This is a genomic window from Bradyrhizobium sp. AUGA SZCCT0177, assembly GCF_018130125.1.
Classification (GTDB): domain Bacteria; phylum Pseudomonadota; class Alphaproteobacteria; order Rhizobiales; family Xanthobacteraceae; genus Bradyrhizobium.
Genome location: NZ_JAFCMA010000005.1, coordinates 194,432 through 220,244, shown reverse-complemented (window position 1 = coordinate 220,244; position 25,813 = coordinate 194,432). Strand labels below are relative to the sequence as shown.

The window sequence follows — 25,813 nt, the reverse complement described above, 5'->3', positions numbered from 1 at the left end:
TAGCAACATGGACGGCGTCACGATCGTTAGTCATCCGCTGGTGCAGCACAAGCTGACGCTGTTGCGGAAGAAGGAAGTTTCGACCAAGTCGTTTCGCGAACTCCTCAAGGAGATCGGGATGCTGCTGTGTTACGAAGTCACCCGTGACCTGCCGCTGGCCGACGTCGAAATAGAAACGCCGCTTGCGCATATGATGTCGCCGCAGATCGCGGGCAAGAAGCTGGTGTTCGCACCGATACTGCGCGCCGGCATTACGTTTGCCGACGGCATGCTCGATCTGGTGCCGACCGCGCGTATCGCGCATATCGGTCTTTACCGCGAGCCGGAAACCTTCGTTGCCGTCGAATATTTCTTTAAAGCCCCGAGTGATCTGCACGAGCGACTGGTGATCGTGATTTCACCGATACTGGCAACGGCGAACTCCGCCGTCGCCGCGATCGACCGGCTGAAAGAGCGCGGCGCCAACGACATCAGGCTGGTGTGCCTGATCGGCGCACCGGAAGGCGTCGAGCGCGTGCGCGGCATTCACCCGGACGTTCCGATCTGGCTCGCCGCGATCGACCAGGGGCTGGACGACAACGCCTACATTGTGCCCGGTCTCGGCGATGCCGGTGACCGTGCCTATGGCACCAAATAGGCTGGTGATCAAAGTGCCGCGCGGAGCGCGCTGTTGAATTCCTCGGCCCTGGTCAGGAACGCGCAGTGCCCGCCGCCGGGTATGAGTGCGATTTTTCCGCCAAGCGTATCAGCCAGGAACTGGCTTGCCGCCGGCGGACAGACCATGTCTTCAGTACCGCAGAGCACGCTGACCGGTTCGCGGATCGAGCCCAACAGGGGACGAAGATCGCTGCCGCCGAGATTCTGCATGCAGGCCAGCGTGACGCGCGGCGGTGTCGCCAGCATGATCTGCCTGACAAAGTTCATATCATCCTCAGAATTGGCTTCCGGGAACATCATGCGACAGAAGCCGTCGACGCCCGCGTCATAGTCGGTTGCCAGCGCCTGCCCGAGTTGCTCGGCGGCCGCCGGCGGCACCGCGTGCGGCCAATCGGGTCGCTGAATCAAGCATGGCGTCGTACCGATCAGCACCAATCGCGAGGCTATCCCAGGAAACGTCGCCGCAAATGCCAGCGCGATGGCTCCGCCCATCGACCAGCCGGCAATGATCGGCCGCGTCAGATTGAGATGATCGATGACGCCCTTCAGATCAGCGACAAAGTTCTCTCCGGAGTACCCGGTCTCCGGCTTGTCGGACTGGCCGAAGCCGCGGAGATCGACGGTGACGACCCGATGGTCGGCAGACAGCGCGCTGACCTGGCGCTTGAAGACGGCACCGCTCATCATGATGCCGTGCAGAAACACGATGGCCGTATCACCATGTCCTTCCGACTCGACGTGGAGGCCGCATCCGTCCGGCATTGAGATCTTCATGTCGTTCCTCGTCTTGATCCACCGGGAGCTGACGGGGCGCCCCTCCCGCGCTTGACGCACCCCACGCTAGCTTTCACAATATTTGCCCACTATCCCTGTTTTCTGGGATGCGCCTCACTGCACGACAGGAGCCCTCGGCAACGCCATGGCGCTTAGTCTTTCTTCCAAGGATGTGACGCTCCTGAAGCGGGTGAGCGAGGCCCTGCTCCAGCCATTGGCTCCCGATTGGTTGCTGACAGCGCCAGGCGTGGCCTCGGATCTGCAGCACCTGCTATCGATGGATTTCATCGGGACCACCCTGTGGAATCCCGCCAGTGGCCGCTACGAAAACGCCATGTGCGTCGGCCGCGGAATGGACATGGCGCGGGCCTATGTCGCGGAATTCCAGGGCTGTGACCCTATTTCGCCGCGGCTTCGGCACCGCAAGGGTCCGACGCCGATCTATTCGGTGATCCGCCGCGATGAACTCGAGCGCACGCGGTACTTCCACGAATTCTTGCGGACCTACCGGACCACCGACGGTATCGATCTCCATCTCCATGACGGCGGTACGAACGTTGGCGACTTCAGGTTCTGGCGCGATCGAGGCCGCACGCCGGTCGGGTCGCGCGAAATGTTGCTGCTGGGACTATTGCAGCCGGTGCTGCTGCGGGCGACCCGAGAGGTGCGCAACCAGAGCCTCGCCCCCGCTTCGCTTTGCTTTCAGCAACTGACGGTCAGGGAACGGCAGATAGCTGCGGGCGTTGTGAACGGCTTAACCGATCGCGCCATCGCCAGATCACTGCAGATCAGCTATTGGACCGTCCGTTCGCATCTCGACCATATTTTCGAGAAGCTCGCGGTGGGCAATCGCGCGGCCCTCGTCGCGCGGCTTCATCGTGGACCTTCCGCGACCGAATAAACACGTCGATGCCTCCAAAGTCATGGTGAACTACGCGGCATCGGCCAGGAGGGTCCGGACGATCGGATGATTCCGGTCGGCCAGGCCGTCAATGACGTTGAAATGGTGGCGACCGGGTTCTTCGATCGTGCAGGTTTGCGCGCCGAGCCCGGTCCAGATGTTGGCAAGCAGGGCGTTCTGGCGGACGAATTCCGGGCGCTCCGCGCTGCCCACCCAGCAGGTCACGCGGGCACCAGGCAAAGGCTGCAGGAGCGCGGGGCTTTCGGTTTGCGCTTCGGCGTCGTCGATCCGCAGCTCGGCATTCATCGTGGTCTTCAGCATCGGGCGAAGGTCATGGACGCCCGAGATCGAGACGGTATTGCGGATGCGCGCGCGGGCGGGCTCCGACAGCGGCGAAGTCGCCGAAATCATGCGCGTGACCAGGTGTCCGCCTGCGGAGTGGCCTGTCAGGAAAATCGGGCCTTCCACCATCGAGGCCGCCTGCGTGATCGCGGCGGCAATTTCGCGCGTAATGTCGGCAACGCGAACGGCGGGGCATAGTGTGTAGGAAGGCATCGCCACCGCATAGCCGCTTTCGACGGAGCCGCGCGCGAGGTGCGACCAAAAACTCTTGTCGAGGGCGCGCCAGAACCCGCCATGAACGAAAACGACCAGGCCCTTGGGCTGGCCCTCGGGGCGGAACAGATCGAAGCGGTTTCGCGGCCGCTCGCCATAGCCGACATCAAGCGTCGTGCGGCCACTCCCCCCTAGTTCATCGCGATAGGTCTGGGCGGGTTGCACCCAGGCCGCCGGCCAGCGTTCGCCACCGGGGATGTTGGGGCCATTGGCGTAGGCGTCGTTCCAGTCGGAAATCTGATGAAAGATCATGCGGGTCGGTTTCCGTTTGGTCTTGAGTAGCCGGCGCAGGCGCCTACGATCAGGATTCAGTTGGGTGATATCTACTCACATCGGCCGCCAGCAGGACAAGTCCAAAAGTATTTTAGACATATAACTTATGGGCTTGAAACAATTCGCCGCCATGCGAGTATCCGCCGCCTGCGAACGAGGCCAATGATGACCGATTTCACGCGAACGCGATCCCTGTTCCATATGCCGGATGGCGTCATCTATCTCGACGGCAACTCGCTCGGTCCCCTCCCCGTTGCGGCGACCGATCGCGTCCGCAGCATGATGTCCGAGCAATGGGGGAAACAGCTTATCAGGGGCTGGAACAGCGCCGGCTGGATGGCTCAGCCGCGCCGCATCGGAGATCGCGTCGGCCGGCTGATCGGCGCGCCTGAAGGCACCGTGGTGATCGGCGACACCCTGTCGATCAAAGTCTATCAAGCGCTTGCCTCAGCGCTCGAACTCAATTCCAGCAAGCGTGTGATCCTGTCGGACAACGGCAACTTTCCAACCGACCTCTACATGGCCGAAGGTCTGCTCAGATCGCTCGACCGGGGATATCAGCTCAAGATTGTTGCCCCCGAGGAAGTCGAAGACGCCATCGACGCAACGATTGCGGTGCTGATGCTGACCGAGGTCGACTATCGCACCGGCCGCCTTCACGACATGAAGGCCTTGACGCAGAAAGCGCACGCCGCCGGCGCATTGACGGTTTGGGACCTCGCCCACTCCGCGGGAGCCATCCCGGTCGACGTGTCAGACGCCAAAGCCGATTTCGCGGTCGGCTGCACCTACAAATATCTCAATGGCGGTCCTGGCGCGCCGGCCTTCATCTATGTCGCACCTGACCATGCCGACATGGCGCGGCCGGCACTTTCCGGATGGATGGGGCATCAGGCGCCGTTTGCCTTCGATCTTGATTACCGGGCCGGCGCCGGCATCGAACGGATGCGGGTTGGAACGCCTCCCGTCATTGCGATGGCCGCGCTCGACGCAGCGCTCGATGTCTGGGAGGGCGTCAGCATGAACGAGGTCCGCAAGGCGTCAATCGCGCTGGCGGATCAGTTCATCCGCGAAGTCGAAGCCCGCTGTCCGGAGTTGACGCTGGCCTCGCCGCGGGACGGCAACAAGCGCGGCAGCCAAGTGTCGTTTCGCCACGCCTACGGCTACGCGATCATGCAGGCGCTGATCGCGCGCGGTGTGATCGGCGATTTTCGCGCCCCCGACGCGATCCGCTTCGGGTTTACACCGCTCTACATCGGCGAGGCCGAGGTTCGCGCGGCGGTCGATGCGATCGAGGACGTCGTGAACAATCGCCGCTGGGATGCCGCGGAGTATCGCAAAATGGCTGTCGTGACATGACCGAAAAACCCGTGACCGAAAAACCCTTGACCGAAAAACCTTTGGACCCCTCCCGCGAGGGAGCCCAGATGTCGTTCGACGGGCGGATGTCCTACAGTGATTACCTGCATCTGGAACGCGTATTGGACGCGCAGGAACCGCTTTCGGATGCGCATGACGAACTTCTGTTCATCATACAGCATCAGACCTCCGAACTCTGGATGAAGCTGGCGATCCACGAAATCCGCTCCGCCATCAAGGCCATCCACAACGACAAGCTCCAACCCGCGTTCAAGATGCTGTCGCGCATCGCCCGAATCTTCGAGCAGCTCACGGGCGCCTGGGATGTTTTGCGGACGATGACGCCGAGCGAGTACACCGAATTTCGCGACCAGCTCGGCCAATCGTCAGGCTTCCAGTCGTACCAGTACCGGGCGATCGAATTCCTCGCCGGCAACCGCAATGTTGCAATGCTTGGCCCTCATGCCCACCGCGGCGACATCGTCGCGAAGCTGGAGGAGATTCTGAGCCAGCCCAGTCTCTACGACGAAGCCCTGCTTCTGCTGGCGCGCAACGGCTTCGACATCGGCGAAGATGCGCATCGAACGGATTGGCGCCTGACGCGGACCGCAAATGACAAGGTGCTGGCTGCCTGGAAGACCGTCTACGCATCTCCCGACAAACACTGGATGCTGTACGAGCTGGCCGAAAAACTGGTCGATTTCGAAGACTATTTTCGCCGCTGGCGCTTTAACCACGTCACGACGGTCGAGCGCATTATCGGCCTAAAGCGCGGAACCGGCGGTACGTCGGGCGTTTCCTATTTGCGCAAGATGCTCGAGGTCGAACTCTTTCCGGAGCTTTGGAAAGTAAGAACGGAGCTTTAGGCCCTAGCCGAGCTTCGGATGCGTCATGAATTCCTCGATGATCTCCGCTGGCGGCTTGACGAATTCCCCCGCGCGACTGACGCCGAGGCCGGTGAGACGGCGAAGTTTTACCGCCATTTCAGCCACCTTCACCACGATCGGTATGCCGTTGATGACGGGCGCGCCGTCGATCGCGTGATTGCGGAGCGCAGCAAACAGCAGCATCGGGATGCCGCCGCCCGGGATCAGCACTTCGACACCCTTGGCCACCAGCGGCCGCGCCTGTTCGGCGAACAGCTCTTCGACCTCACGCGCCAGCGCTTCCGATTCATAGGCCTTCAAGATCTGCCCCGGCTCGAACGTCATGGCGTGGGTGCCCGCAACGCGGCGCTCCAGCCCGTATTTAGTGATCTGGTGATGGAACCAGGGAATGTAGCGGGGATTGATCGTGATGATGCCGCTGCGTTGGCCGAGCTGGCAGCCGTGGAGCATCGACGATTCGCCGAGCGCCAGAACCGGAATATCGACCACCGAGCGGGCTTCGTATAAACCCGCATCCTGGAAGTGGCCGATCACGAAGGCATCGTACCCCTCGCGTTCAGCCCGCACCGCATTGCAGATCACTTCGCGCGCACAACGGAATTCGACGATGGCGTGGGCATAGGAATCGTGCGGCGTAATGCCCTTGATGTCGATCGTGGTGCCGGGCTCGACGACGTCATCGAGATGTTTGCGCAAACGATCCCAATAGGTCTTGCCGTTCTCGTAGTCGACGTAGCTCTGATACCAGATGCGGATCGGCTTCATGGCAGGCGTCTCCTTCCGCGCGCGTCCCTAAGGACGGCGCGGCGTTTGATGAATGCGGCGCGATCGTCGGAGCCGTGGCTCAGCCCAGCAGCTTCCACGCCCCTTTCTCGAGCGTGACGATGACGCGTGCGCGTTCGTCGACACCGGAATTGTCGTTCTGGGTATAGTTGTAGACGCCATGCGAGCCCACCACGTCCTTGGTGCGGTAGAGCTCATCGCGCAACGCCGCGCGGAAGGCAGGCGTGCCGGGCGGTGTCGACGCGAGCGCGCGCTTGGCCGCGGCGGCGAAAACCAGCCAGCCGTCGAAGGAATAGGCCGAGAAGGCGTCGGTCGATGCCACGTTGTTGGCCTTGAGGTGAGCGGCGCGGAATTCCAGACCGACCTTCTTCACCGGATTGCTGTCGGGCAATTGTTCGGCGACGATCACCGGCCCGGTCGGCGCTAGAACGCCTTCGACCGCAGCACCACCGACCCGGATGAAGTCAGGGTTGATCAGGGCATGCGTGCCGTAGATCGGGCCGCGAAAACCGCGCTCGCGCAGCGCCAAAAACGGCAGCGCCCCCGGCGTTCCCGAACCGCCGGTCATGACGGCATCGGGCTGGGCGGCCATGATCTTGAGCGTTTGTGCGGTCACCGTGGTATCGGGACGCGCATAGCGCTCGTCTGTCAGGATCTTGATGCCAACGGGCGCGGCCGTCTTTGACAGCGCGTTGAAGACGAGATCGCCCCAGGCGTCGCTGAAGCCGATATAGCCGAGGCTCTTGATGCCGGCTTTTTGCATTTGCGCGACCACCGCCGCGACCATCAGCGGTGGCGGTTGCGGAATCGAAATCGCCCAGAATCCGCCGTCACCCTTGCCCGCCGTCGGCGGAAGCGGCGAGATGGAAACGAACGGCACCTTCTGCTCGCCGGCGACCGCCGCCATCGCGACCGATCCAGGCAGCCCCGACGTCCCGATCAACAGGTCGACCTTTTCTTCTTCGACTAGCTTGCGGGCATTGCGCGTGGAGGCCGACGGATCGCCGCCATCGTCCATCTGAACCAGCCTGATCTTATGGCCTTCGATCGTGTCGAGGTAAGCCATGGCAGCGGCAATTCCCCTCGAATAGGGAATGCCGATGGAGGCGCCCGGTCCGGTCTGACCGGTAACGAAACCAACGGAGATGGGAGCGGACTGCGCCCGAAGGATCGCGGGAGCCGCGACGAAACCGGAGAGTGCTGCACCGCCGACGAGAACGTTTCGGCGCGAAATCATCTGTCTGCTCATCGTCGCTACCTCCTGTTGGGCCGCCGGTCAGTCGACGGGGGCCGGGCTACTGAAGAAGTGGGAGACCGGAGCGATGGCAGGCCGACGGCGGCATGGCCGCCGGTTCGTCCCCGCGTCGTGGCTTGATTTACTGTTCACAGCCGCGCCATCCGCCATTCCGGACAAAAATTGTTTTAGACATAAAATATAAAAGCGTGCAGTATGGCCCCAGTCAAGAGGCAATTCACATGATCAACTTACCGATTAAAGTTGCAATTCATGCCTTATGGCCGAAGGCCGAGGGTGTCGCCGATCTGGCTCGACAGGATCGTGCTGGCCTGATCGTAGAGACCGGTCATCACATGGAGGATCGAGGTCGCCTGCTGCAGTGCGTCCTGGGTGCCCGACATGCTGCCGACCAGACGCACCAGGGTGTCGCGCCGGTGCTGCAGATAAGCGTCGACGATGGCACGGCCGGGCTCGGTGGGCACGTAAGTGGTGTTGCGGCGCGAGGCGCCATTGCTCGCTTTCTCGATAAAGCCCAGCGAAAGCAGCTTCTTCAGCCCATATTGCAGATTGGCAAGATCATCGCGGTGCAGAAGCCGCGCCACATCGCTCAGGCCCTTCGGCGTGCCATTGAGATGAAGCACATGCAGGATCGAGGCCTCCGTACCGCCCAGCGCGTTCGTTGGCATGGCGCCCAGACAGTCGCGCCGCCAGCGCGCGAACGCCGAACCGAAATGCCAGGCGGCATATTCGAACGCGTTCACGGTCTGCTCGATCGGCGAAATTTCGGCGGCCGGCTCCGAGACTACTGCCGTTATTTGTGCCGAAACTGCTTGTTTTTTGGCCACAGAATGCCTCCTCAAATATCAATTTCAAACAGCAATTTAATGTATTAACCTGACTAATCAAGGTGCTGGATCGCATGACGACTGAAATCGCCATCATTCTGCTGCTCGATGGGATCGCCAATGGAGCGATCTACCTGCTGGCGGGCCTCGGCCTCGTGCTGATCTTTTCGGTCACCCGCGTCGTGTTCGTGCCGTTCGGCGATATCACGGCGTTCTGCGTACTCTCGATCGCCGCGTTCGAACTTGGCCGGGTGCCAGGCACGATCTGGGTGGTCGCGATCCTGGCCATTATCGCAACCATTGTCGATGCGGCCGGTCATTACCGATCAGGCGAACACGCGCGGATCCCGCGTTCGTTTTTCATGTATGGCCTGCTGCCGCTTATTCCCTGCGCGCTGGCCTGGGTCGCCGCATCGTACGCCCTGCCCCAGGCGGTGCAGATCATCCTTGCGCTGGTGCTCGTGCTGCCGATCGCCCCGCTGCTCGACCGCATCGCGTTCCGGCCCGCCGCCGATGCTTCCGTGCTGGTTCTGCTCATCATCGCGCTGGCGGTTCATTTCGCGATCAGCGGACTGGGCCTGATGGCCTTTGGCGCCGAAGGATTCCGCATTCGTCCCTTGGTCAATGGCATCTACAGCTTCGGCGGCGTCATCGTATCGGCGCAGGTCCTGCTGATGCTGGTCACCGCCGCCCTGCTCAGCCTGCTGTTCTTCCTGTTCTTCGAGCGCTCGATGTCGGGCCGGGCGCTGCGCGCGACCGCGGTCAACCGCATCGGCGCCCGGCTCGTCGGTATCCGGCCGGCACGCACCGGCACGATCGCCTATTTCATTGCCTCGCTGCTCGCCGGCGTCTCCGCCATCCTGATCGGTCCGACCACGACGATCTATTACGATTCCGGTTTCATGATCGGGCTGAAAGCCTTTATCGGCGCCATCATCGGCGGCTTCACCAGCTATCCGATCGCAGCGCTCGGCGCCGTGTTCGTCGGCATCATGGAAAGCTTCGCCTCGTTCTGGAGCAGTTCCTACAAGGAAGTGATCGTGTTCGGCCTCTTGATCCCGGTGCTGCTCTGGCAGTCCTGGAAGTCGGCCGGGCATGCCGATGAGGAAGGCGAGGAAATGGAAATGCCCGACGCGATCGCGTTGAGCGCGCCGCTTCGCATCGGCCTGATCAGCGCCGCCGTCATCGCCCTGCTGATCGCACCTGCACTGCTCGGCAGCTTCGCCATTACGCTTCTCAACTATATCGGCATCTCCGCGCTGGTCGCGCTCGGGCTGGTGTTGCTGACCGGCATCGGCGGCATGACGTCTTTCGGGCAAGCCGCCTTTGTTGGTATCGCCGCCTATGCGACGGCCTGGGCGACCGTGACCCTCGATTTGTCGCCGTGGGTCGGATTGCTGCTGGCGCTGGCAATGACCGGGCTTGCGGCGCTGGCGATCGGCGCGCTGACGCTGCGGCTCGGCGGGCACTTCCTCTCGCTCAGCACGATCGCGTGGGGGATCTCGATCTATTTCCTGTTCGGCAATGTCCCGGGCCTCGGGCAGAATACCGGCATGGCCGGCATCCCGCCGATCACCATCGCCTCGGTCCCGCTGATCTCCTCGCAAACCATCTTCTATCTGATCTGGCTGATGGTCGGGCTCGCGATGCTGGCGAGCGCCAATCTGCTCAATTCCCGCGAGGGCCGTGCGATCCGAAGCCTGCGTGGCGGCGGAGTTTTGTTGGCGAGCCTCGGCGTCAACATCTTTCGAATTCGCCTTGTCACCTTCGTGATCGCGGCCCTGCTCGCCGGATTGGCCGGCTGGCTCTATGCGCACATGAACCGGTTCATCAGCCCCGCCCCCTTCGACGTCAAGCCCGGCATCGAATACCTGCTGATGGCGATGGCGGGCGGTGCCGGCCATATCGCGGGCGCCGTCGCCGGCTCCGCTTTGATCACGCTGCTCAAGAACTGGTTGCAGGATGTGCTGCCGCTGGTGACGAAGAACCCGGCGCAATTCGAGATCATCGCTTTCAGCGTTCTCCTTGTCCTGCTGCTGCAGAATGCCCGCGGTGGCCTCATCGCGTTCATCGCCAAGCGCCTGCCCAAGGGCACGCGCCCGGCGCCCGCGGTCGCCGAGGCGATGCCGCGCCGCGCGCTGCCGGAAAATGGCACGCTGATTTTGAACGTCGAAAACGCCGTGAGGACCTTCGGTGGACTGACCGCCGTCAACAAAGTGAGTTTTGATCTCAAGGCCGGCGAGATCCTGGGCCTGATCGGTCCGAACGGCGCCGGCAAGAGCACGATGTTCAACCTCTTGACCGGCGCCTTGCAGGCCAATGCCGGCCGGATCAGTTTCCTGGGCCAGGACATCACGTACCGTCCACAGATGGAAATCGCGCGCATGGGCATCGCGCGCACGTTCCAGCACGTGAAGCTGCGGCCTAACATGAGCCTGATCGACAACGTCGCGCTCGGCGCCTATGCGCGCACCGCGACCGGTTTCCTGAAGAGCGCGCTTCGCCTCGATCGCGCCGAAGAGCGGCGGACGCTGCACGAGACCCAGCGGCAATTGCAGCGCGTCGGCCTCGGCGACAAATCTTACGAACTCGCCGGCAACCTTCCGCTCGGCGGACAGCGCATCCTCGAAGTTGCCCGCGCGCTGGCGGCCGATCCCGTGCTGGTGGTGCTGGATGAGCCGGCCGCAGGCTTGCGGCCGCCCGAGAAGGAAGCGCTTGCCAAGGTCTTGCGCCAGATTCGCGATGAAGGCGTCACGATCCTGATCGTCGAGCACGACATGGATTTCGTCATGGGCCTGGTCGACCGGCTGGTGGTCATGGAGTTCGGCTGCAAACTGGTCGAGGGAAATCCGGCAGCGGTCCGCGCCGATCCGAAGGTGCAGGAAGCCTATCTCGGAGGCGTATTATGAGCGCGATGCTCGAAATATCAGATCTTCATGTGGCTTACGGCAAGGTCGAAGCCGTACGCGGCGTTTCGCTATCGCTGCAGAGAGGCCAGATCGTCACGGTGATCGGGCCGAACGGCGCGGGCAAGACCACCCTGCTTGCGGCCACCATCGGCCTTTTGCCATCGCGCGGCCGGCTTATCTTCGAAGGCCAGGATTTGTTGAAGCTCGACGTCGAGGCGCGTGTCGAGCACGGCTTCTGCCTGGTGCCGGAGACGCGGGAGCTGTTCGGAGAGTTGACGGTCTACGACAATCTCGTGCTCGGGGCCTACCCGCGCCGTTCGGATCGCGCCTTCGTCGCCCGCGCGCTTGAGGAGACGTATGGACGCTTTCCACGCCTTGCCGAACGTCGTTCCCAGCGCGCCGACACGCTTTCCGGTGGCGAACGCCAGATGCTCGCGCTTGGCCGCGCGCTGATGTCGGCGCCGCGGCTCCTGATGCTCGACGAGCCCAGCCTCGGCCTCGCGCCGCTGATCGTGCGTGACATCCTGCGCATCGTCGCTGGCCTGCGCGATGCCGGAGTCTCGATCCTGCTGGTTGAGCAGAATGCGAAGGCGGCGCTTGAAATCGCCGACTACGGCTATGTGCTGGAAACCGGCGAAATCGTGCTCGACGGTGAAGCCGCTAGCCTGCTCGGCGATGCCCGCGTGCAGGCAACTTATCTGGGCGGAGGGCATTGACCGCCATGGCAAACCGCATTGCAAGTTACGACGGGGTCGCCGTCGCGGTACCCGTCACCGTGCCCTATGAGCGCTTCTCCATCCGCGGCGCGCACTGGTTCATCGCCCGCGCGCTGAAGGCCCTGGTTGATGGCGCCGGGATTTCCAAGGATGAAATCGACGGCCTGTGCGTGGGGAGCTTCACGCTGGCGCCCGACAGCGCCGTCGGCCTGACCCAGCATCTCGGCCTTTCGCCGCGCTGGCTCGATCACGTGCCGATGGGCGGCGCATCCGGCATTGTCAGCCTCCGCCGCGCCGCGCGCGCCGTCCAGGCGGGTGACGCCGAGATCGTTGCCTGCATTGCCGGCGACACCAACCACGTCGACAGCTTCCGGCTCAGCACGGCGACCTTCAGCATGTTTGCGCAGGACGCGGTCTATCCCTATGGCGCCGGTGGGCCCAATACCAGTTTCGCCTTCCTCACCGCCTATTACATGCGCACCTATGGGGCCAAGCCTGAGGATTTCGGCAAGCTCTGCGTCGCGCAGCGCTCGAACGCGTTGCAATTCCCCCATGCGCTGTTCAAGAAGCCGCTGACGCTGGACGAATATCTTAACGCCCGGCCGGTGGCCGACCCGCTTCGGCTGTTCGATTGCGTGATGCCTTGCGCCGGCGCGGAAGCTTTTCTTGTCATGAGCGAGGATCGGGCCCGGCGCCTCGGATTGCCGCACGCGCGGCTGCGAGGTGCCATCGAGCGGCACAACGCCTTCCCTGATGATCCGGTGCAGCACCGGGGCGGCTGGGCAATGGACCGCGACCGCCTGTACGAAAGCGCAGGCGTCGGGCCTGAAGACATCGACCTGCTCGAGGCCTATGACGATTATCCTGTGATCTGCGTGTTGCAGATCGAGGATCTCGGCTTCTGCGGCAAGGGCGAAGGGCCGGACTTCATTCGTCGCAACACTTTCGAAGCGAACGGCAGCTTTCCCTTCAACACATCGGGTGGCCAATTATCTGTCGGCCAGGCCGGTGCCGCCGGCGGCACGCTCGGGATCGTCGAAGCGCTCCGGCAGGTCACGGGACAGCCGCTTGGCGCCCGGGTCGAGAACGCCCGTCATGCGCTGGTCTCCGGATTCGGCATGATCAACTTCGACCGGGGACTATGCACCGGCGCCGCCATTCTCGCCGCAACATGATTGGGACTTGATGATGAGTGAAACAATCAAACGGCCGAAGCGCAAGAACCCGATCCTGAAGACGCGCGCGCCGACACTGCCGCCGGACCGCCGCAGCCGCATTGCGCTCGGCCTCGTTCGCGGCGCAGCACTTGGTAACCTCGAACTGCAATGCTGCGCGGCCTGCGGCGCCGTGCAATATCCGCCGCGCGAGGCCTGCGTTCGCTGTCTGTCGGCCGAACTCGAATGGACCGTGATGAGCGGACGGGGCGAACTCGTCAGTGAGACCACGTTGCATCATTCCCAGGAGCTGTTCTTTCGCGAACGCATGCCCTGGCGGCTCGGACTGGTCCGCCTGGCCGAAGGCGTCAGCCTCGTCGTCCACCTCGACGCGCGCTGCGGCCCGGCGCCGTCTCCGGTCATAGTGGAGGCCGTGCTCGACCGCGCCGGCCAGGCCGCACTCGTCGCCAAGCCGGATGGTGGCAATACCGCACTCGCCGACGAGCCGAAGCTGCGCAATTTCACGTCGGATCCGAGATTCCGCAAAGTGCTGGTCACCGACGCCAAATCGGCGGTCGGCCAGGCTGTCGTGAAAGCGGCGCTGGAGGCCGGCGCCGACCTCGTCTGGGCCGGCCATTGCGAACCCTGGAAGAACCCGCCGGGCTGGCCGGCGATCGCCGAACTGCCCAAGGTGACGCTGGTCCCGCTCGACGTCACCGACACCAAATCGGTCAATGAGCTTGCCGCCGAACTCGGCTTCAAGGTCGACATCGTGATCAACACATCAGAACATCATCGCACATTTGGCATTTTCGGCCGTGCCGGCGTCGAAACCGCGCGGGCGGAGATGGAGACCAATTGCTTCGGCCTGTTGCGGCTGGCCCAGGCGTTCGGTCCGGTGATGCAGTCGCGCGGCGCCGATGGCGAAACCAGCGCGGTGGCCTGGGTCAATCTGCTGTCGATCTATGCGCTGTCCAATTTTCCGCAGCACGCGACCTATTCGGCGTCGATGGCCGCGGCCCTTTCGGTCGCGCAGGCGCTGCGCGCCGAAATGCGCGTCGCCGGCATCAGGGTCGTCAACATCTTTCCGGGACCGATCGACGACGAATGGAATCAGCTGCTGCTTCCGCCGAAACTGGCGCCATCGGCGGTCGCCCGCGCCATCGTCGGCGCGCTCAAAGGATCGGTCGAGGACGTCTATCCCGGCGATATCGCGCAGGACTGGCTCGCCCGCTTCCGCGACAATCCCAAGGCACTGGAACGGGAGCTTGGCCGATGAAACCGCACGATCCAGCGCCCGGCCCTGAAATCCTGGCGGGCTTCACCGCAGCGCTTGCGACCGGCGCGATCCGCATCATCGATCTGACGCAGACGCTTGCTCCCGATTTTCCGAGCATCGTGATGCCGCCGGAAATAGGCCAGAGCCGCGCATTCCGTATGGAGGAGATTTCGCGTTACGACGAACGCGGCGGCGCCTGGTACTGGAACAATTTGTCCTTTGGCGAACATACCGGCACGCATTTCGACGCTCCGATCCACTGGGTCTCGGGCCGCGACCTTCCCAACAGCTCCACCGATACGATCCCGGTTGCCGATTTCATTGCGCCCGCCGTGGTGATCGACTGCTCGAAGGAATCCGCACAGGATGCCGACTTCCTGCTGACGCCGGATTTCATCAAGGCCTGGGAAGCCGTGCACGGCAAAATCCCGACGCGGTGCTGGGTGCTGATGCGCACCGACTGGTCGAAGAAGACCGATCCGGCGGCCTATCAGAATTTCGACGACGTCGGGCAGCACACACCGGGTCCCGATCCTGACGCCGTGCGTTTCCTGCTCAATGAGCGCGACGTGCTCGGCTTCGGCACCGAAACCATCGGCACCGATGCGGGCCAGGCGGCGCATTTCCTGCCTCCCTATCCGTGCCACTACTACATGCACGGTGCCGGACGCTATGGCCTGCAATGCCTGACCAATCTCGACCTGCTGCCACCGACCGGCAGCTCGCTGATCGCGCCGCCGCTGAAGATCCAACAGGGCAGCGGCAGCCCATTGCGCGTGCTGGCGCTGGTGCCTTCAAATCATGCGGGAGCGCCCCGCTCGTGAGCCTCCATGCGCCCGGCATGATTCCGCTGCCGCCGGAAGACCGGACGCTGCCGCGCATGCTCGAGATTCAGGCCGGAAGCCACGGCGACCGGACCTTGGTCTCGTGCGCAACTGATTCATGGACGTTCCGCGAGGCGCGCGACATCGCGGCCGGCCGTGCCGCGACGTTGCGCGCTGCCGGCGTTTCGGCCGGCGACCGGGTCGCGATCCTCTGCTCCAATCGCCTCGAAATGCTGGAGATCGTTTTGGGGTGTGGCTGGATCGGCGCCATCGCTGTCCCGATCAACACCGCCGCGATGGGACCGCAGATCGGTTACTACCTGTCGAATAGCGGTGCACGGCTGTTCGCGATCGAGGCGCAATTCGTCGAACGCCTGGCCCATGTCCCCGAAGGCATGGCCTCACTTGGTTCGATCTGGGTGATCGGCGCCGATGCCCCGCCCAAGGGTGCAGCGCCGTTGATGGAAGCCATGCCGCCACGCGCAGCCCCGATTTCGGCAGCGCCCGTCAGCCCCGGCGACACGCTCGCGATCATCTATACCAGCGGCACCACCGGTCCATCCAAGGGCGTGATGTGCCCGCATGCACAATATTATTGGTGGGGCATCCACTCCGGCCGCATTTTTGGCCTGACGGCAGACGACGTGCTTTGCACGACCCTGCCGCTGTTCCATATCAATGCCCTCAATACTTTCGCGCAGGCGCTTCTCAGCGGCGCGCACATGGTCCTCGAACCGCGTTTCTCGGCCTCCGGTTTCTGGCCGGCCATGATCCGCAACGAAGCAACGGTGATCTATCTGCTCGGCGCCATGGTGCCGATCCTGCTCGCGGGTGAACCGCGAGCGGACGAACGCGGGCACAAAGTCCGCACCGGGCTCGGACCAGGGGTTCCGGCTAATCTCGGCGCGACATTCGCTGCGCGCACTGGCGTTACGCTGCTCGAAGGTTACGGCTCGACCGAAACCAATTTCGTCATCGGCGCATCGCCGGAAACGCAGAAGCCGGGAACCATGGGCCGTATCATCGATGGTTTTCAGGCCCGCGTCGTCGATATCAGCGACGTTGAATTGCCGGATGGCGAGGCCGGTGAGCTGGTGCTGCGCGCCGACGAGCCGTTTGCGTTCGCGAGCGGCTATTTCGGCATGGCCGAGAAGACCGTGGAAGCCTGGCGGAATCTCTGGTTCCATACCGGCGATCGGGTTATCCGTGACGAGAACGGCTATTTCCGCTTCGTGGACCGGCTCAAGGACGCGATTCGCCGCCGCGGCGAGAACATCTCGTCCTATGAGGTTGAGCAGGTGCTGCTGGCTCACCCTGACATCGAGATGACGGCGGTCTTTCCCGTGCGCTCGGAACTTGCCGAGGATGAAGTGATGGCCGCGATCGTGGTGCGGCCGGGAGCGGCGATCCCGCCCGTCGAACTGATGCAATTCTGCGCCCTGCGTCTGCCCTATTTCGCGGTGCCTCGCTTCATCGATTTTGTCGCGGACCTGCCACGGACGGAGAACGGCAAAATCCGGAAATACGAGTTGCGCGAGCGCGGCGTGACCGCGTCGACCTGGGATCGCGAAGCGGTTGGCTACCACCTGAAGCGGGGTGTCATGTAATGGATAATTATTTGACACTTAAAATATGTCGGCTTAGCATTTTGACCGATCTGCCGCCGTCGCTTGAGCCGAAGGAAATGCGTCATGGCTGAACGCTCTTTCGCCCGAGAGGTCCAGGACCTCAAACTAGGCAACGGGGATGTCTTCCATGGCGAGGGGATTCTGGCCATCACCAAGGCGCTGCTGCAGTCCGGCGTCGGCTATGTCGGCGGCTATCAGGGCGCGCCGATCTCGCATCTGATGGACGTGTTGGCGGACGCGCAGGACATTCTCGGCGATCTCGGCGTGCACTTCGAAACGTCGGCGTCCGAGGCGGCCGCAGCCGCGATGCTTTCCGCATCCGTGATGTATCCGATCCGCGGCGCCGTCACCTGGAAATCGACCGCCGGCACCAACGTCGCCTCCGATGCGCTGGCTAATCTCGCCTCCGGCGGCGTCACCGGCGGCGCGTTGATCGTGCTCGGCGAAGATTATGGGGAAGGCTCCTCCATCATGCAGGAGCGCAGCCACGCCTTTGCGATGAAATCCCAGATCTGGCTGCTCGATCCCCGCCCCAACCTCGAATCGATCGTGAAAGCGGTGGAGGACGGATTTGAGCTGTCGGAGGCGACCAATACGCCCGTGATGCTCGAAGTGCGCATCCGTTCCTGCCACGTCCATGGCCGCTTTGTCGCCAAGGACAACAAGCGCCCCGAATTCACGCTGGCCCAGGCGCTGGAAAATCCGCGGCGGGATACCAACCGCATCGTGCTGCCGCCGGCCGCCTACCAGCACGAGAAGGAAAAGATCGAACAGCGCTGGCCGGCCGCAATCGCGTTCATCAAGGCGCGCAAGCTCAACGAGGTATTCGAAGGCGACATCGACGACGTAGGTATTATCCTGCAAGGCGGCATGTACAATGGCGTGATCCGCGCGCTGCAGGGCCTTGGCCTGGCGGACGTCTGGGGCAACACCCGCATTCCGCTCTACGTGATGAACGTGACCTACCCCTTGATCGACGATGAGCTGATCGACTTCTGCCAATCGAAGCGCGCGGTGCTGATGGTTGAGGAAGGCCAGCCTGATTACATCGAACAGGCCCTGCACAAGGTGCTGCGAAAGGCTGATGTCTCTACGAAGATCTACGGCAAGGGCGAGTTGCCGATCGGCGGCGAATATACCGCAGCCGTGATGGCGGCGGGGCTTCGCAACTTCCTCACCGCTGCCGCGCCCGGCGCGCTGCCGGATCGGATCCGCGCCCCGAACGACCCATCGATGTCAGCGCACGACAAGGTCAAGGCCTTGGCCGAAGTGGTGCCGGCGCGTCCCGCCGGCTTCTGCACCGGCTGCCCGGAGCGGCCGATCTTCGCCGCGATGAAGCTCGTGGAAAAGGACCTCGGGCCGCATCATGTCGCGGCCGATATCGGCTGCCATTTGTTCTCGATCCTGCCGCCGTTCAACATCGGGGCGACGACGATGGGCTATGGCCTCGGCCCGGCCTCGGCGTCCGCGTTTAACGTGAAGGCAGACAAGCGTTCGATCGCTATCATGGGCGACGGCGGCTTCTGGCACAACGGCCTGACCAGCGGCATCGGCAATGCGGTCTACAACCAGCATGACGGCGTCATCCTGGTTGTAGACAATCATTATTCCGCGGCCACCGGCGGCCAGGACATCCTGTCGTCCCGCGCCGACAATAAATCGCGCTCGACCAACCACCCGATCACCGAGGCCGTCAAAGGCATCGGCGCCAAATGGGTCCGCCAGATCGACCGCACCTACGACGTCGCCAAGATGCGCGACACGCTGAAGGAAGCGCTCACAAGCACCGACAAGGGACCGAAGATCATCGTCGCCTCGTCCGAATGCATGCTGAACAAGCAGCGCCGGATCAAGCCGCTGTTCAACAAAGCCGTGAAGGGTGGCGAGCGCGTCGTGCGCGAGCGCTTCGGTGTCGATGAGGACGTCTGCACCGGCGACCATGCCTGCATCCGGCTGTCCGGCTGCCCCTCGCTTTCGGTGAAGCACACCGACGATCCCCTGAAGGACGATCCGGTGGCGGCGATCGACAACAGCTGCGTCGGCTGTGGCAATTGCGGTGAGGTGGCGGAGGCCGCCGTACTGTGCCCGTCATTCTACCGCGCGGATATCATCCACAACCCGACCGGATTCGATCAGTTCATGGCGAAACTGCGCGGCGGCATTATCGGTTTCCTGCAGCGACGCCGCGACCGGCGCCGTCTCGCTCTGGTTTGAGGGCATGACCGAATGAACATCGTGCTGCAGCCCCTCGCCATCGATCTGACCCGACCGCTTTCGATCGCCGTGCTCGCGATGGGCGGCCAGGGCGGCGGCGTGCTGGTCGACTGGATCGTGGCACTGGCGGAAAGCCAGAACTGGATTGCGCAATCTACCTCGGTGCCCGGTGTCGCCCAGCGCACCGGCGCGACCATCTATTATGTCGAGATGATCCCTGCCCGCGCCGATGCCGCCTACCCGGTGCTGTCGCTGATGCCGGTCCCCGGCGAAGTCGATGTCGTGGTCGGCGCCGAACTGATGGAAGCCGGCCGCGCCATCCAGCGCGGCCTCGTCACGCCAGACAAGACCACGCTGATCGCCTCGTCGCATCGTTCCTTCGCGGTCCAGGAGAAGCTCGTGCCCGGCGACGGCATCAGCGATTCCAGCAAGGTATATGAGGCGGCAGAGGCCACCGCGAAACGTTTTGTCGCCTTCGACATGGCTGTGCTTGCCGACAGCACCGGCAGCGCCATCTCGGCGGTGTTGTTCGGTGCGCTCGCCGGCAGCGGCGCCCTGCCGTTTGGCCGCAAAGCTTATGAAGCGACCATCCGCGCCGCCGGCATCGGCATCGAACCGAGCCTGCGCGCGTTCGCGGCGGGTTTTGAGCGCACCCAGGCGGATGCCGCAACCGCGACGCCGCCCGCGCCGCCTAAGCCTGCTTCAGCCGGCAAGCTGTATCCGGCGCTCGCACCAATCGGCGACTCCGCCTTCGATGCACTCGTCACCGACGCAAGCACGACTTTCCCCACGTCCCTGCACGGCATCATCGCCGCAGGCTTGCGCAAGGTCGTCGATTTTCAGGACGTCAGCTATGGCCGGGAATACCTCGATCTCGTCGCAGGCTTTATGCGCCTGGAACACGGCAGCGATCCCGCATTGACGCGAGCGGCGGCAAAACATGTCGCCGTGGCCATGGCCTATGACGACGTCATCCGCGTTGCCGACCTCAAGACGCGTGCAAGCCGTTTCGAACGCGTTCGCGGCGAGGTTCTCGCGAAACCCGATCAACTCGTCTACACCACCGAATTCATGCATCCGCGCATGGAAGAGGTCTTGGGCACGCTTCCCGCGGGCCTTGGCCTGTGGCTCGAAGGCAAGCCTGGCCTGTGCAAGAGGCTCGACCGCCTCGTCAATCGCGGGCGGCGCGTGCAGACCGGCACCGTGCGCTGGTTCCTGCCGCTGTATGTGCTGGGTGGCCTGAAGCGCTTTCGCCGCGGCACGTTGCGCCATCAGCGCGAGGTCGCCCATCGCGATGCCTGGCTCGATCTTGCCCGCACGACCGCCGCAAAAGATTACGAGCTTGCCGTCGCCATTCTCGAGGCGCGTCGGCTGGTGAAGGGCTATTCCGACACCCACGCGCGCGGCGCCTCGAAATTCGACAGGGTGATCGCGGTTGCACCGCGTCTTGCCGGTCGCGCTGATGGTGGCCAATGGCTGCGCCGCCTTTGCAAGGCGGCACTCGCCGATGAAGAGGGTAAGGCGCTCGACGGCGCGCTTGCCACGGTTGAAACATTTCTGTGATTGATACGATGGACCAGTTCGACCTCACCGTGACCGATATCCACGCGGAAACCACGTTGATCCGCGCGATCAAGCTCGCCCGTCCGCACGCCGAGCCGCTGCCCTCCTGGGAGGCCGGCGCGCATGTCAAAGTACGCCTGCCCGATGGCAGCGAACGCTCCTACTCGCTGATCAACACCTCGCTCGATCCGGCAGCGACCACGCGCCCGCACGCCTACCGGCTCGGCGTGCGGCTGGAACAGCCGAGCCAGGGCGGCTCCCAATTCATGCATGCGCTCAAGGTCGGCGACGTTCTCTCGCTCGCCGCGCCACGGAATAACTTTCCGCTGGAGCCGGCGTCGAAACCGATCGTGCTTCTTGCCGGCGGCATCGGGGTGACGCCGGTGCTCTCGATGGCAACGACGCTCACCGCCAGCAAGCACCCCTACCGCTTCATCTATGCCGGCCGCTCGCGCGACCAGCTCGCCTTTCTCAGCGAAAGCGAGGCGCTGTGCGGCGAGCATTTGACCGTCCACACCGACGACGCCAACGGCATCTTCGACGTGAAGGGCCTGATGACCTCACTCACCGGCGACGAACCGCTGTACGTCTGCGGACCCAAGCCGATGATCGATACGGCGATCCAGAGCGCCAAGGATCTCGGCTGGGCCGACGGTCGCTTGCGGTTCGAGATTTTTGCCACCGCCGCCCCCCTCGCCGGTGACCAGCCCTTCGAAGTAGTGCTGAACAATTCCGGCAAGACCTTCCTTATTCCGCCCGACAAGACCATTCTCGCCGTGCTGATCGAAGCGGGTGAAGATCCCATGCATGATTGCCAGCGCGGCGATTGCGGCATCTGCCAGGTCAGCGTGATCGAAGGCACGCCGGACCATCGCGACTATATCCTGACCGATACCGAAAAGGCCGATGGCAAGGTCATGCAAATCTGCGTCTCGCGGTCGAAAAGCCCGCGGCTCGTGCTCGATCTTTGATTCCTGAGGAGGTGTTGATGGCCAGATATCGCGGAAATCTCGAAGCAATCAAAGGCCTCGTGCGCGAGACCGAGGTTCATCGCGACGTCTATATCGACGAGGAGGTTTTCCAGCTCGAAATGGAGCATGTCTTCGCCAACACCTGGGCCTATGTCGGCCATGACAGCCAGGTCGCGAAACCGGGCGACTATTACGGCACCACCATCGGCACCCAACCGATCCTGATGGTGCGCCACACCGACAACACCGTGAAGGTGCTGCACAATCGCTGCCCGCACAAGGGCACCCGCATCACCACCGAATCCTGCGGCAACACCGGAAAATTCTTCCGCTGTCCCTATCACGCCTGGAGCTTCAAGACCGACGGTTCGCTGCTCGCGATCCCCCTGAAGAAGGGTTACGAGAACACCGGCGTCGAACAGAGCCATGCCGGGCGCGGCATGAGCCCCGTCAAGCACGTGCACAATTATCGCGGCTTCGTTTTTGCAAAACTCAACGATGTCGGCCCCGGCTTCGAGGAATTTTTCGGCGACAGCCTGTCGAGCTTCGACAACATGGTCGACCGTTCCCCGGCCGGCCGGCTCGAAGTCGCCGGCGGCGTGCTGCGTTACATGCACAATTGCAATTGGAAAATGCTGGTCGAGAACCAGACCGACACCTGCCATCCCATGGTCGCGCATGAATCGTCGGCCGGCACCGCGATCGAGGTGTGGAAGAACGCGCCTCCCGGCGCCAAGAAGCCGATGGCGGTGGAGATCTACGCACCCTTCATGGCGCCCTACGAGTTCTTCGAGAACATGGGCATCCGCGTCTGGCCCAACGGCCACGGTCATACCGGTGTGCATCACTCGATCCATTCCGACTATTCAGCGGTGCCCGGCTATTTCGAGAAAATGACGGCAGCCCATGGAGAGGAACGCGCCAAGGCGATCCTGGGTGAGAACCGCCACAACACGGTGTATTTTCCCAACATCATGATCAAGGGACCGATCCAGCTGGTTCGCGTGTTCAAGCCGATCGCGGCCAACAAGACGCTGGTGGAAAGCTGGACCTTCCGCCTCGTCGATGCACCCGACATGCTGCTGGAACGTACCTTGATGTATAACCGGCTGATCAACGCGCCGACCTCCGTCGTCGGCCATGACGACCTCGAAATGTACGAGCGCGCGCAGGAAGGCCTGCATGTCGACGCCAATCAATGGGTCAATCTGCAGCGGCTCTACGACCCTTCCGAAATACCGGACACGACGGCCGTCACCAACGGCACCACCGAATGGCAGATGCGGAACCAGTTCCGCGCCTGGTCGAAATTCATGACGATGTCGATGTGAGTGCTGCCATGACCGCGCCCACCGACCAGCAATTGATAGATTTCGTCATTCGCGAAACCCGCTTGATCGACCAGCACCGTTTCGAGGAATGGCTCGACCTGTTCGCCGAGGACGGTTTTTACTGGATGCCGCTCGAATGGGGCCAGACCGATCCGCGGCTGACGACGTCGCTGATGTACGAGGACAAGCTGCTGCTCAAGATCCGCGTCGAGCGCCTCAAGGGAAATCGCACCTTCTCGCAGAAGCCCAAGAGCCGCTGTCATCACGTGCTGCAAACGCCGCAGGTCGACAGCCGCAACGAAGCATTGAACGAGTACGTCACCTGGACGCCGATGCATTATGTCGAGACCCGCCTCGATCAGCAGGACCTCTACGCCGCCTGGGCCACGCACACCTTGGCCGTGGTGGACGGCGCGCTCAAGATCAAGCTGAAGCGGGTCGACATCGTCAATTGCGATGCCGCCTTCGGCAACATCCAACTGTTCATGTGAGACGGTGATGCAGCTTCCGATCGAGGCTCCGGCAACCGTCTTCGAGGCTTTCGCGCGCGCCGCGGCGAGCCACGGCGACAAGCCATTTCTCGCCGTGCTGCCCGAAACGGCGCAGGCCTATGGCATCGCGGCCGGCGAGATCGGCTATGGCGAGGCGCTCGCGCGGATGGCGGCGTTGACCGACGCCTATCGCGCCAAGGGCTACGGAAGCGGCCATCGGGTCGGCATCCTCATGGAGAATCGCCCGGGCTTCTTCCTGCATTGGTTTGCGCTCAATGCGCTCGGCGTGTCGCTGGTACCCATCAACCCGGACATGCGCGCAGCGGAACTCGAATATCTGATCGGCCATTCCGAGATCGTCGCGGCGGTCGTGATCCCTTCGCGTCAGGACGATGTCGCGGCCGCGGCCAAGGCGATTGGGCGCGACATTCCCGTCGTCGGCCCCAACGACGAACCGGCGGCGATCCGTGCGTGCGCACCGCGGCCTGGCGCACCCGATCGCGACAGCGAGTGCGCCCTGCTCTACACGTCTGGCACCACCGGCCGGCCCAAAGGCTGCGTGCTGCCGAACGAATATTTTCTCTATGCCGGTCATTGGTACGCCACGGTCGGCGGCTTGATCGCGCTGAACCATGGCTCCGAGCGGATGCTGACGCCATTGCCGGTATTCCATATGAATGCGATGGCCTATTCCGCAATGGCGATGGTGACCACCGGTGGCTGCCTGATCGTGCTCGACCGTTTCCACCCCAAGAGCTGGTGGGCCAGCGTCAAGGAAAGCCGTGCCACCATCGTGCATTATCTCGGCGTGATGCCGCCGATGCTGATGGGCGCCCCCGAAAGCGCCGACGACAAGCGCCATGACGTCCGCTTCGGTTTTGGCGCCGGTGTCGACAAGGCGCTGCACGATCCGTTTGAGGCCCGGTTCGGCTTTCCGCTGGTCGAAGCCTGGGCGATGACCGAAACCGGCGCCGGCGCCGTGGTCGTCGCCTCCCAGGAGCCCCGCCACACCGGCACGAGCTGCTTCGGCCGACTCGGATCCGAACTCGAGGCCCGCATCGTTACCGATAGCGGCGCCGAAGCCGGCATCAACGAGCCCGGCGAACTTCTCGTGCGCCACGCCGGTGCAGCGCCGCGCTACGGCTTCTTCCGCGAATATCTCAAGGACGCGGAAGCCACCGCGGAGGCCTGGGATGGCGGCTGGTTTCACACCGGCGACGTGGTGCGGCGCGGTCCGGATGGGGCGTTTCATTTCGTCGACCGCAAGAAGAACGTGATCCGCCGCTCCGGCGAAAATATCTCGGCGGTCGAGGTTGAGAGCGTGCTGATGCAGCACCCGGCCGTGAGGCAGGTTGCGGTGGCGCCTGCCCCGGACCCGGTGCGCGGCGACGAGGTCTTCGCCTGCGTGGTGAGCGAGGGAGCCTCCCCGGACGCCGCGGCACGCAAGCAGATCGCGGCCGATCTCGTCGCCTGGAGCCTGAGCCGCCTCGCCTATTACAAGGCGCCCGGCTATGTCGCGTTCGTGTCCGCGCTGCCGCTGACCTCGACGCAGAAAATCCAGCGCGGTGCGCTCAAGGAACTGGTTGCTGCGACGATCGGTTCTGATCAGTGCGTCGATACAAGGTCGCTGAAGAAGCGGCCGGTGCAGAAGGCCGGATGAGGGAATCATGAGCGAGCGCAACGTTGCCATCATCACGGGCGCCAGCGGCGGGATCGGCCGGGCCATCGCCGAGGCGATGCTTGCGGCCGGTCACCAAATCATCTCGCTCGACCGGCGCCTGCCGGACTGGACGCACGCCAACCTCGAGCCGGTTCTGGTGGATCTGTTCGATCCGAAGGCGACGGCGGATGCGGCCCGGGATGTAGCCGCACGGCATGAAGTTTCACACATCGTCCACAATGCCGGGATCATCCGGCCCAACCTGATCGAACAGGTAACGGTCGATGACATCGCAGCGCTCAGCCAGCTTCATCTCGGCGCCGCATTGACGCTGGTCCAGGCGGCGCTGCCCGGCATGAAGCAACGGCATTTCGGACGCATCGTTCTGATCGCCTCGCGCGCCGCGCTTGGCGCCGCCACCCGCACCGCCTATTCGGCCACGAAATCCGGCATGCTCGGCATGGCGCGGACCTGGGCGCTGGAAACGGCGGCGCACGGCATCACGGTCAATGTCGTGGCTCCTGGGCCAGTCGAGACCGACATGTTCCACGAGGTCATTCCGCAGGGCAGCCCGAAGGTCGATCAACTCGCCCGCTCTATACCGGTCGGCCGCATCGGCAGGCCGAGTGATGTGGCGCGCGCCGTGATGTTCTTCTCGAGCCGCGATGCCGATTTCATCACCGGCCAGGCGCTCTATGTTTGCGGCGGCGCGAGTATCGGATCGATCGCGCTCTAGATTTTT

The 25,813-nt window shown here is 63.4% G+C and carries 22 protein-coding genes; 17 read left to right on the top strand and 5 right to left on the bottom strand.

Translation table 11 applies throughout. The features are described from left to right. Positions 1-7 precede the first annotated feature (7 nt). Positions 8-637, top strand: a complete 630-nt coding sequence (upp, locus tag JQ597_RS08240; protein WP_212263697.1) for a uracil phosphoribosyltransferase — start codon at positions 8-10, stop codon at positions 635-637. Between the two features lie 8 nt (positions 638-645). On the opposite strand, the gene JQ597_RS08235 is transcribed toward upp, so the two are convergent. Then, on the bottom strand, positions 646-1,431 hold the full coding sequence (locus tag JQ597_RS08235; RefSeq protein ID WP_212263696.1) for an alpha/beta fold hydrolase: 786 nt from the start codon (positions 1,429-1,431) through the stop codon (positions 646-648). A 145-nt stretch (positions 1,432-1,576) separates the two neighbouring features. Here JQ597_RS08235 and JQ597_RS08230 point away from each other — a divergent pair, with 145 nt between their 5' ends. After that, positions 1,577-2,332 carry a helix-turn-helix transcriptional regulator gene (locus JQ597_RS08230; protein WP_212263695.1) on the top strand — a complete coding sequence of 252 codons (756 nt, stop codon included), beginning with the start codon at positions 1,577-1,579 and terminating at the stop codon, positions 2,330-2,332. Between the two features lie 30 nt (positions 2,333-2,362). Here JQ597_RS08230 and JQ597_RS08225 read toward each other — a convergent pair whose 3' ends face one another. Next, positions 2,363-3,199 carry a hormone-sensitive lipase gene (locus JQ597_RS08225; RefSeq protein ID WP_212263694.1) on the bottom strand — a complete coding sequence of 279 codons (837 nt, stop codon included), beginning with the start codon at positions 3,197-3,199 and terminating at the stop codon, positions 2,363-2,365. A gap of 186 nt (positions 3,200-3,385) precedes the next feature. Between JQ597_RS08225 and kynU the strand changes: the two genes are divergently transcribed. Next, positions 3,386-4,579 (top strand): kynureninase, encoded by a 1,194-nt coding sequence (gene kynU, locus JQ597_RS08220; RefSeq protein ID WP_212263693.1) that lies wholly within the window; start codon positions 3,386-3,388, stop codon positions 4,577-4,579. Then, positions 4,576-5,445 carry a tryptophan 2,3-dioxygenase gene (gene kynA / locus JQ597_RS08215; protein WP_249133270.1) on the top strand — a complete coding sequence of 290 codons (870 nt, stop codon included), beginning with the start codon at positions 4,576-4,578 and terminating at the stop codon, positions 5,443-5,445. The genes kynU and kynA overlap by 4 nt, the downstream gene beginning before the upstream one ends. Before the next feature lie 3 nt (positions 5,446-5,448). Here kynA and JQ597_RS08210 read toward each other — a convergent pair whose 3' ends face one another. The 3 genes from JQ597_RS08210 to JQ597_RS08200 all read right to left on the bottom strand — a co-directional run bounded on the left by JQ597_RS08210 (position 5,449) and on the right by JQ597_RS08200 (position 8,331). Beyond that, on the bottom strand, positions 5,449-6,231 hold the full coding sequence (locus tag JQ597_RS08210) for an aspartate/glutamate racemase family protein (protein WP_249147592.1): 783 nt from the start codon (positions 6,229-6,231) through the stop codon (positions 5,449-5,451). Positions 6,232-6,310: 79 nt separating this feature from the next. After that, a complete protein-coding gene (locus JQ597_RS08205) occupies positions 6,311-7,498 on the bottom strand; it encodes an ABC transporter substrate-binding protein (protein ID WP_249147589.1) in 1,188 nt (395 codons plus the stop codon). Between the two features lie 263 nt (positions 7,499-7,761). Then, entirely contained in the window at positions 7,762-8,331 is a 570-nt protein-coding gene (locus JQ597_RS08200) for a winged helix DNA-binding protein (RefSeq protein ID WP_212263692.1), read from the bottom strand. 74 nt (positions 8,332-8,405) lie between these two features. Between JQ597_RS08200 and JQ597_RS38250 the strand changes: the two genes are divergently transcribed. From JQ597_RS38250 to JQ597_RS08130, 13 genes are all read left to right on the top strand, one after another. Then, complete coding sequence (locus tag JQ597_RS38250) at positions 8,406-11,240, top strand: ABC transporter permease subunit (RefSeq protein WP_349628801.1); 2,835 nt, start codon at positions 8,406-8,408, stop codon at positions 11,238-11,240. Continuing rightward, complete coding sequence (locus JQ597_RS08185) at positions 11,237-11,956, top strand: ABC transporter ATP-binding protein (RefSeq protein ID WP_212263691.1); 720 nt, start codon at positions 11,237-11,239, stop codon at positions 11,954-11,956. The genes JQ597_RS38250 and JQ597_RS08185 overlap by 4 nt, the downstream gene beginning before the upstream one ends. A 5-nt stretch (positions 11,957-11,961) precedes the next feature. Then, the gene (locus JQ597_RS08180) at positions 11,962-13,131 is read left to right on the top strand and encodes a thiolase family protein (protein ID WP_212263690.1); all 1,170 of its coding nucleotides are present in this window, start codon (positions 11,962-11,964) and stop codon (positions 13,129-13,131) included. Positions 13,132-13,144: 13 nt separating this feature from the next. Then, a complete protein-coding gene (locus tag JQ597_RS08175; protein ID WP_212263689.1) occupies positions 13,145-14,389 on the top strand; it encodes an SDR family NAD(P)-dependent oxidoreductase in 1,245 nt (414 codons plus the stop codon). Further along, complete coding sequence (locus tag JQ597_RS08170) at positions 14,386-15,213, top strand: cyclase family protein (protein ID WP_212263688.1); 828 nt, start codon at positions 14,386-14,388, stop codon at positions 15,211-15,213. The genes JQ597_RS08175 and JQ597_RS08170 overlap by 4 nt, the downstream gene beginning before the upstream one ends. Continuing rightward, a complete protein-coding gene (locus JQ597_RS08165; protein WP_212263687.1) occupies positions 15,210-16,820 on the top strand; it encodes an ATP-dependent acyl-CoA ligase in 1,611 nt (536 codons plus the stop codon). Before JQ597_RS08170 ends, JQ597_RS08165 begins: the two co-directional genes overlap by 4 nt. Before the next feature lie 84 nt (positions 16,821-16,904). Continuing rightward, on the top strand, positions 16,905-19,055 hold the full coding sequence (locus tag JQ597_RS08160) for a ferredoxin family protein (protein ID WP_212263686.1): 2,151 nt from the start codon (positions 16,905-16,907) through the stop codon (positions 19,053-19,055). 12 nt (positions 19,056-19,067) lie between these two features. Further along, positions 19,068-20,618, top strand: a complete 1,551-nt coding sequence (locus JQ597_RS08155) for an indolepyruvate oxidoreductase subunit beta family protein (protein ID WP_212263685.1) — start codon at positions 19,068-19,070, stop codon at positions 20,616-20,618. A gap of 8 nt (positions 20,619-20,626) precedes the next feature. Then, entirely contained in the window at positions 20,627-21,589 is a 963-nt protein-coding gene (locus JQ597_RS08150) for a PDR/VanB family oxidoreductase (RefSeq protein WP_212263684.1), read from the top strand. Between the two features lie 17 nt (positions 21,590-21,606). Further along, on the top strand, positions 21,607-22,920 hold the full coding sequence (locus JQ597_RS08145; protein WP_212263683.1) for an aromatic ring-hydroxylating dioxygenase subunit alpha: 1,314 nt from the start codon (positions 21,607-21,609) through the stop codon (positions 22,918-22,920). Between the two features lie 8 nt (positions 22,921-22,928). After that, the gene (locus JQ597_RS08140; protein WP_212263682.1) at positions 22,929-23,411 is read left to right on the top strand and encodes an aromatic-ring-hydroxylating dioxygenase subunit beta; all 483 of its coding nucleotides are present in this window, start codon (positions 22,929-22,931) and stop codon (positions 23,409-23,411) included. Positions 23,412-23,418: 7 nt separating this feature from the next. Beyond that, complete coding sequence (locus tag JQ597_RS08135) at positions 23,419-25,071, top strand: AMP-binding protein (RefSeq protein WP_212263681.1); 1,653 nt, start codon at positions 23,419-23,421, stop codon at positions 25,069-25,071. A gap of 7 nt (positions 25,072-25,078) precedes the next feature. Further along, on the top strand, positions 25,079-25,807 hold the full coding sequence (locus JQ597_RS08130; RefSeq protein ID WP_212263680.1) for an SDR family oxidoreductase: 729 nt from the start codon (positions 25,079-25,081) through the stop codon (positions 25,805-25,807). Positions 25,808-25,813 lie beyond the last annotated feature (6 nt).

What these genes read in the sequence shown, in the direction of transcription:
- upp (WP_212263697.1), top strand. Translation starts at nt 8, where the DNA reads ATGGACGGCGTCACGATCGTTAGTCATCCGCTGGTGCAGCACAAGCTG.
- JQ597_RS08235 (WP_212263696.1), bottom strand. Translation starts at nt 1,431, where the DNA reads ATGAAGATCTCAATGCCGGACGGATGCGGCCTCCACGTCGAGTCGGAA.
- JQ597_RS08230 (WP_212263695.1), top strand. Translation starts at nt 1,577, where the DNA reads ATGGCGCTTAGTCTTTCTTCCAAGGATGTGACGCTCCTGAAGCGGGTG.
- JQ597_RS08225 (WP_212263694.1), bottom strand. Translation starts at nt 3,199, where the DNA reads ATGATCTTTCATCAGATTTCCGACTGGAACGACGCCTACGCCAATGGC.
- kynU (WP_212263693.1), top strand. Translation starts at nt 3,386, where the DNA reads ATGACCGATTTCACGCGAACGCGATCCCTGTTCCATATGCCGGATGGC.
- kynA (WP_249133270.1), top strand. Translation starts at nt 4,576, where the DNA reads ATGACCGAAAAACCCGTGACCGAAAAACCCTTGACCGAAAAACCTTTG.
- JQ597_RS08210 (WP_249147592.1), bottom strand. Translation starts at nt 6,231, where the DNA reads ATGAAGCCGATCCGCATCTGGTATCAGAGCTACGTCGACTACGAGAAC.
- JQ597_RS08205 (WP_249147589.1), bottom strand. Translation starts at nt 7,498, where the DNA reads ATGAGCAGACAGATGATTTCGCGCCGAAACGTTCTCGTCGGCGGTGCA.
- JQ597_RS38250 (WP_349628801.1), top strand. Translation starts at nt 8,406, where the DNA reads ATGACGACTGAAATCGCCATCATTCTGCTGCTCGATGGGATCGCCAAT.
- JQ597_RS08185 (WP_212263691.1), top strand. Translation starts at nt 11,237, where the DNA reads ATGAGCGCGATGCTCGAAATATCAGATCTTCATGTGGCTTACGGCAAG.
- JQ597_RS08180 (WP_212263690.1), top strand. Translation starts at nt 11,962, where the DNA reads ATGGCAAACCGCATTGCAAGTTACGACGGGGTCGCCGTCGCGGTACCC.
- JQ597_RS08175 (WP_212263689.1), top strand. Translation starts at nt 13,145, where the DNA reads ATGAGTGAAACAATCAAACGGCCGAAGCGCAAGAACCCGATCCTGAAG.
- JQ597_RS08170 (WP_212263688.1), top strand. Translation starts at nt 14,386, where the DNA reads ATGAAACCGCACGATCCAGCGCCCGGCCCTGAAATCCTGGCGGGCTTC.
- JQ597_RS08160 (WP_212263686.1), top strand. Translation starts at nt 16,905, where the DNA reads ATGGCTGAACGCTCTTTCGCCCGAGAGGTCCAGGACCTCAAACTAGGC.
- JQ597_RS08155 (WP_212263685.1), top strand. Translation starts at nt 19,068, where the DNA reads ATGAACATCGTGCTGCAGCCCCTCGCCATCGATCTGACCCGACCGCTT.
- JQ597_RS08150 (WP_212263684.1), top strand. Translation starts at nt 20,627, where the DNA reads ATGGACCAGTTCGACCTCACCGTGACCGATATCCACGCGGAAACCACG.
- JQ597_RS08145 (WP_212263683.1), top strand. Translation starts at nt 21,607, where the DNA reads ATGGCCAGATATCGCGGAAATCTCGAAGCAATCAAAGGCCTCGTGCGC.
- JQ597_RS08140 (WP_212263682.1), top strand. Translation starts at nt 22,929, where the DNA reads ATGACCGCGCCCACCGACCAGCAATTGATAGATTTCGTCATTCGCGAA.
- JQ597_RS08135 (WP_212263681.1), top strand. Translation starts at nt 23,419, where the DNA reads ATGCAGCTTCCGATCGAGGCTCCGGCAACCGTCTTCGAGGCTTTCGCG.
- JQ597_RS08130 (WP_212263680.1), top strand. Translation starts at nt 25,079, where the DNA reads ATGAGCGAGCGCAACGTTGCCATCATCACGGGCGCCAGCGGCGGGATC.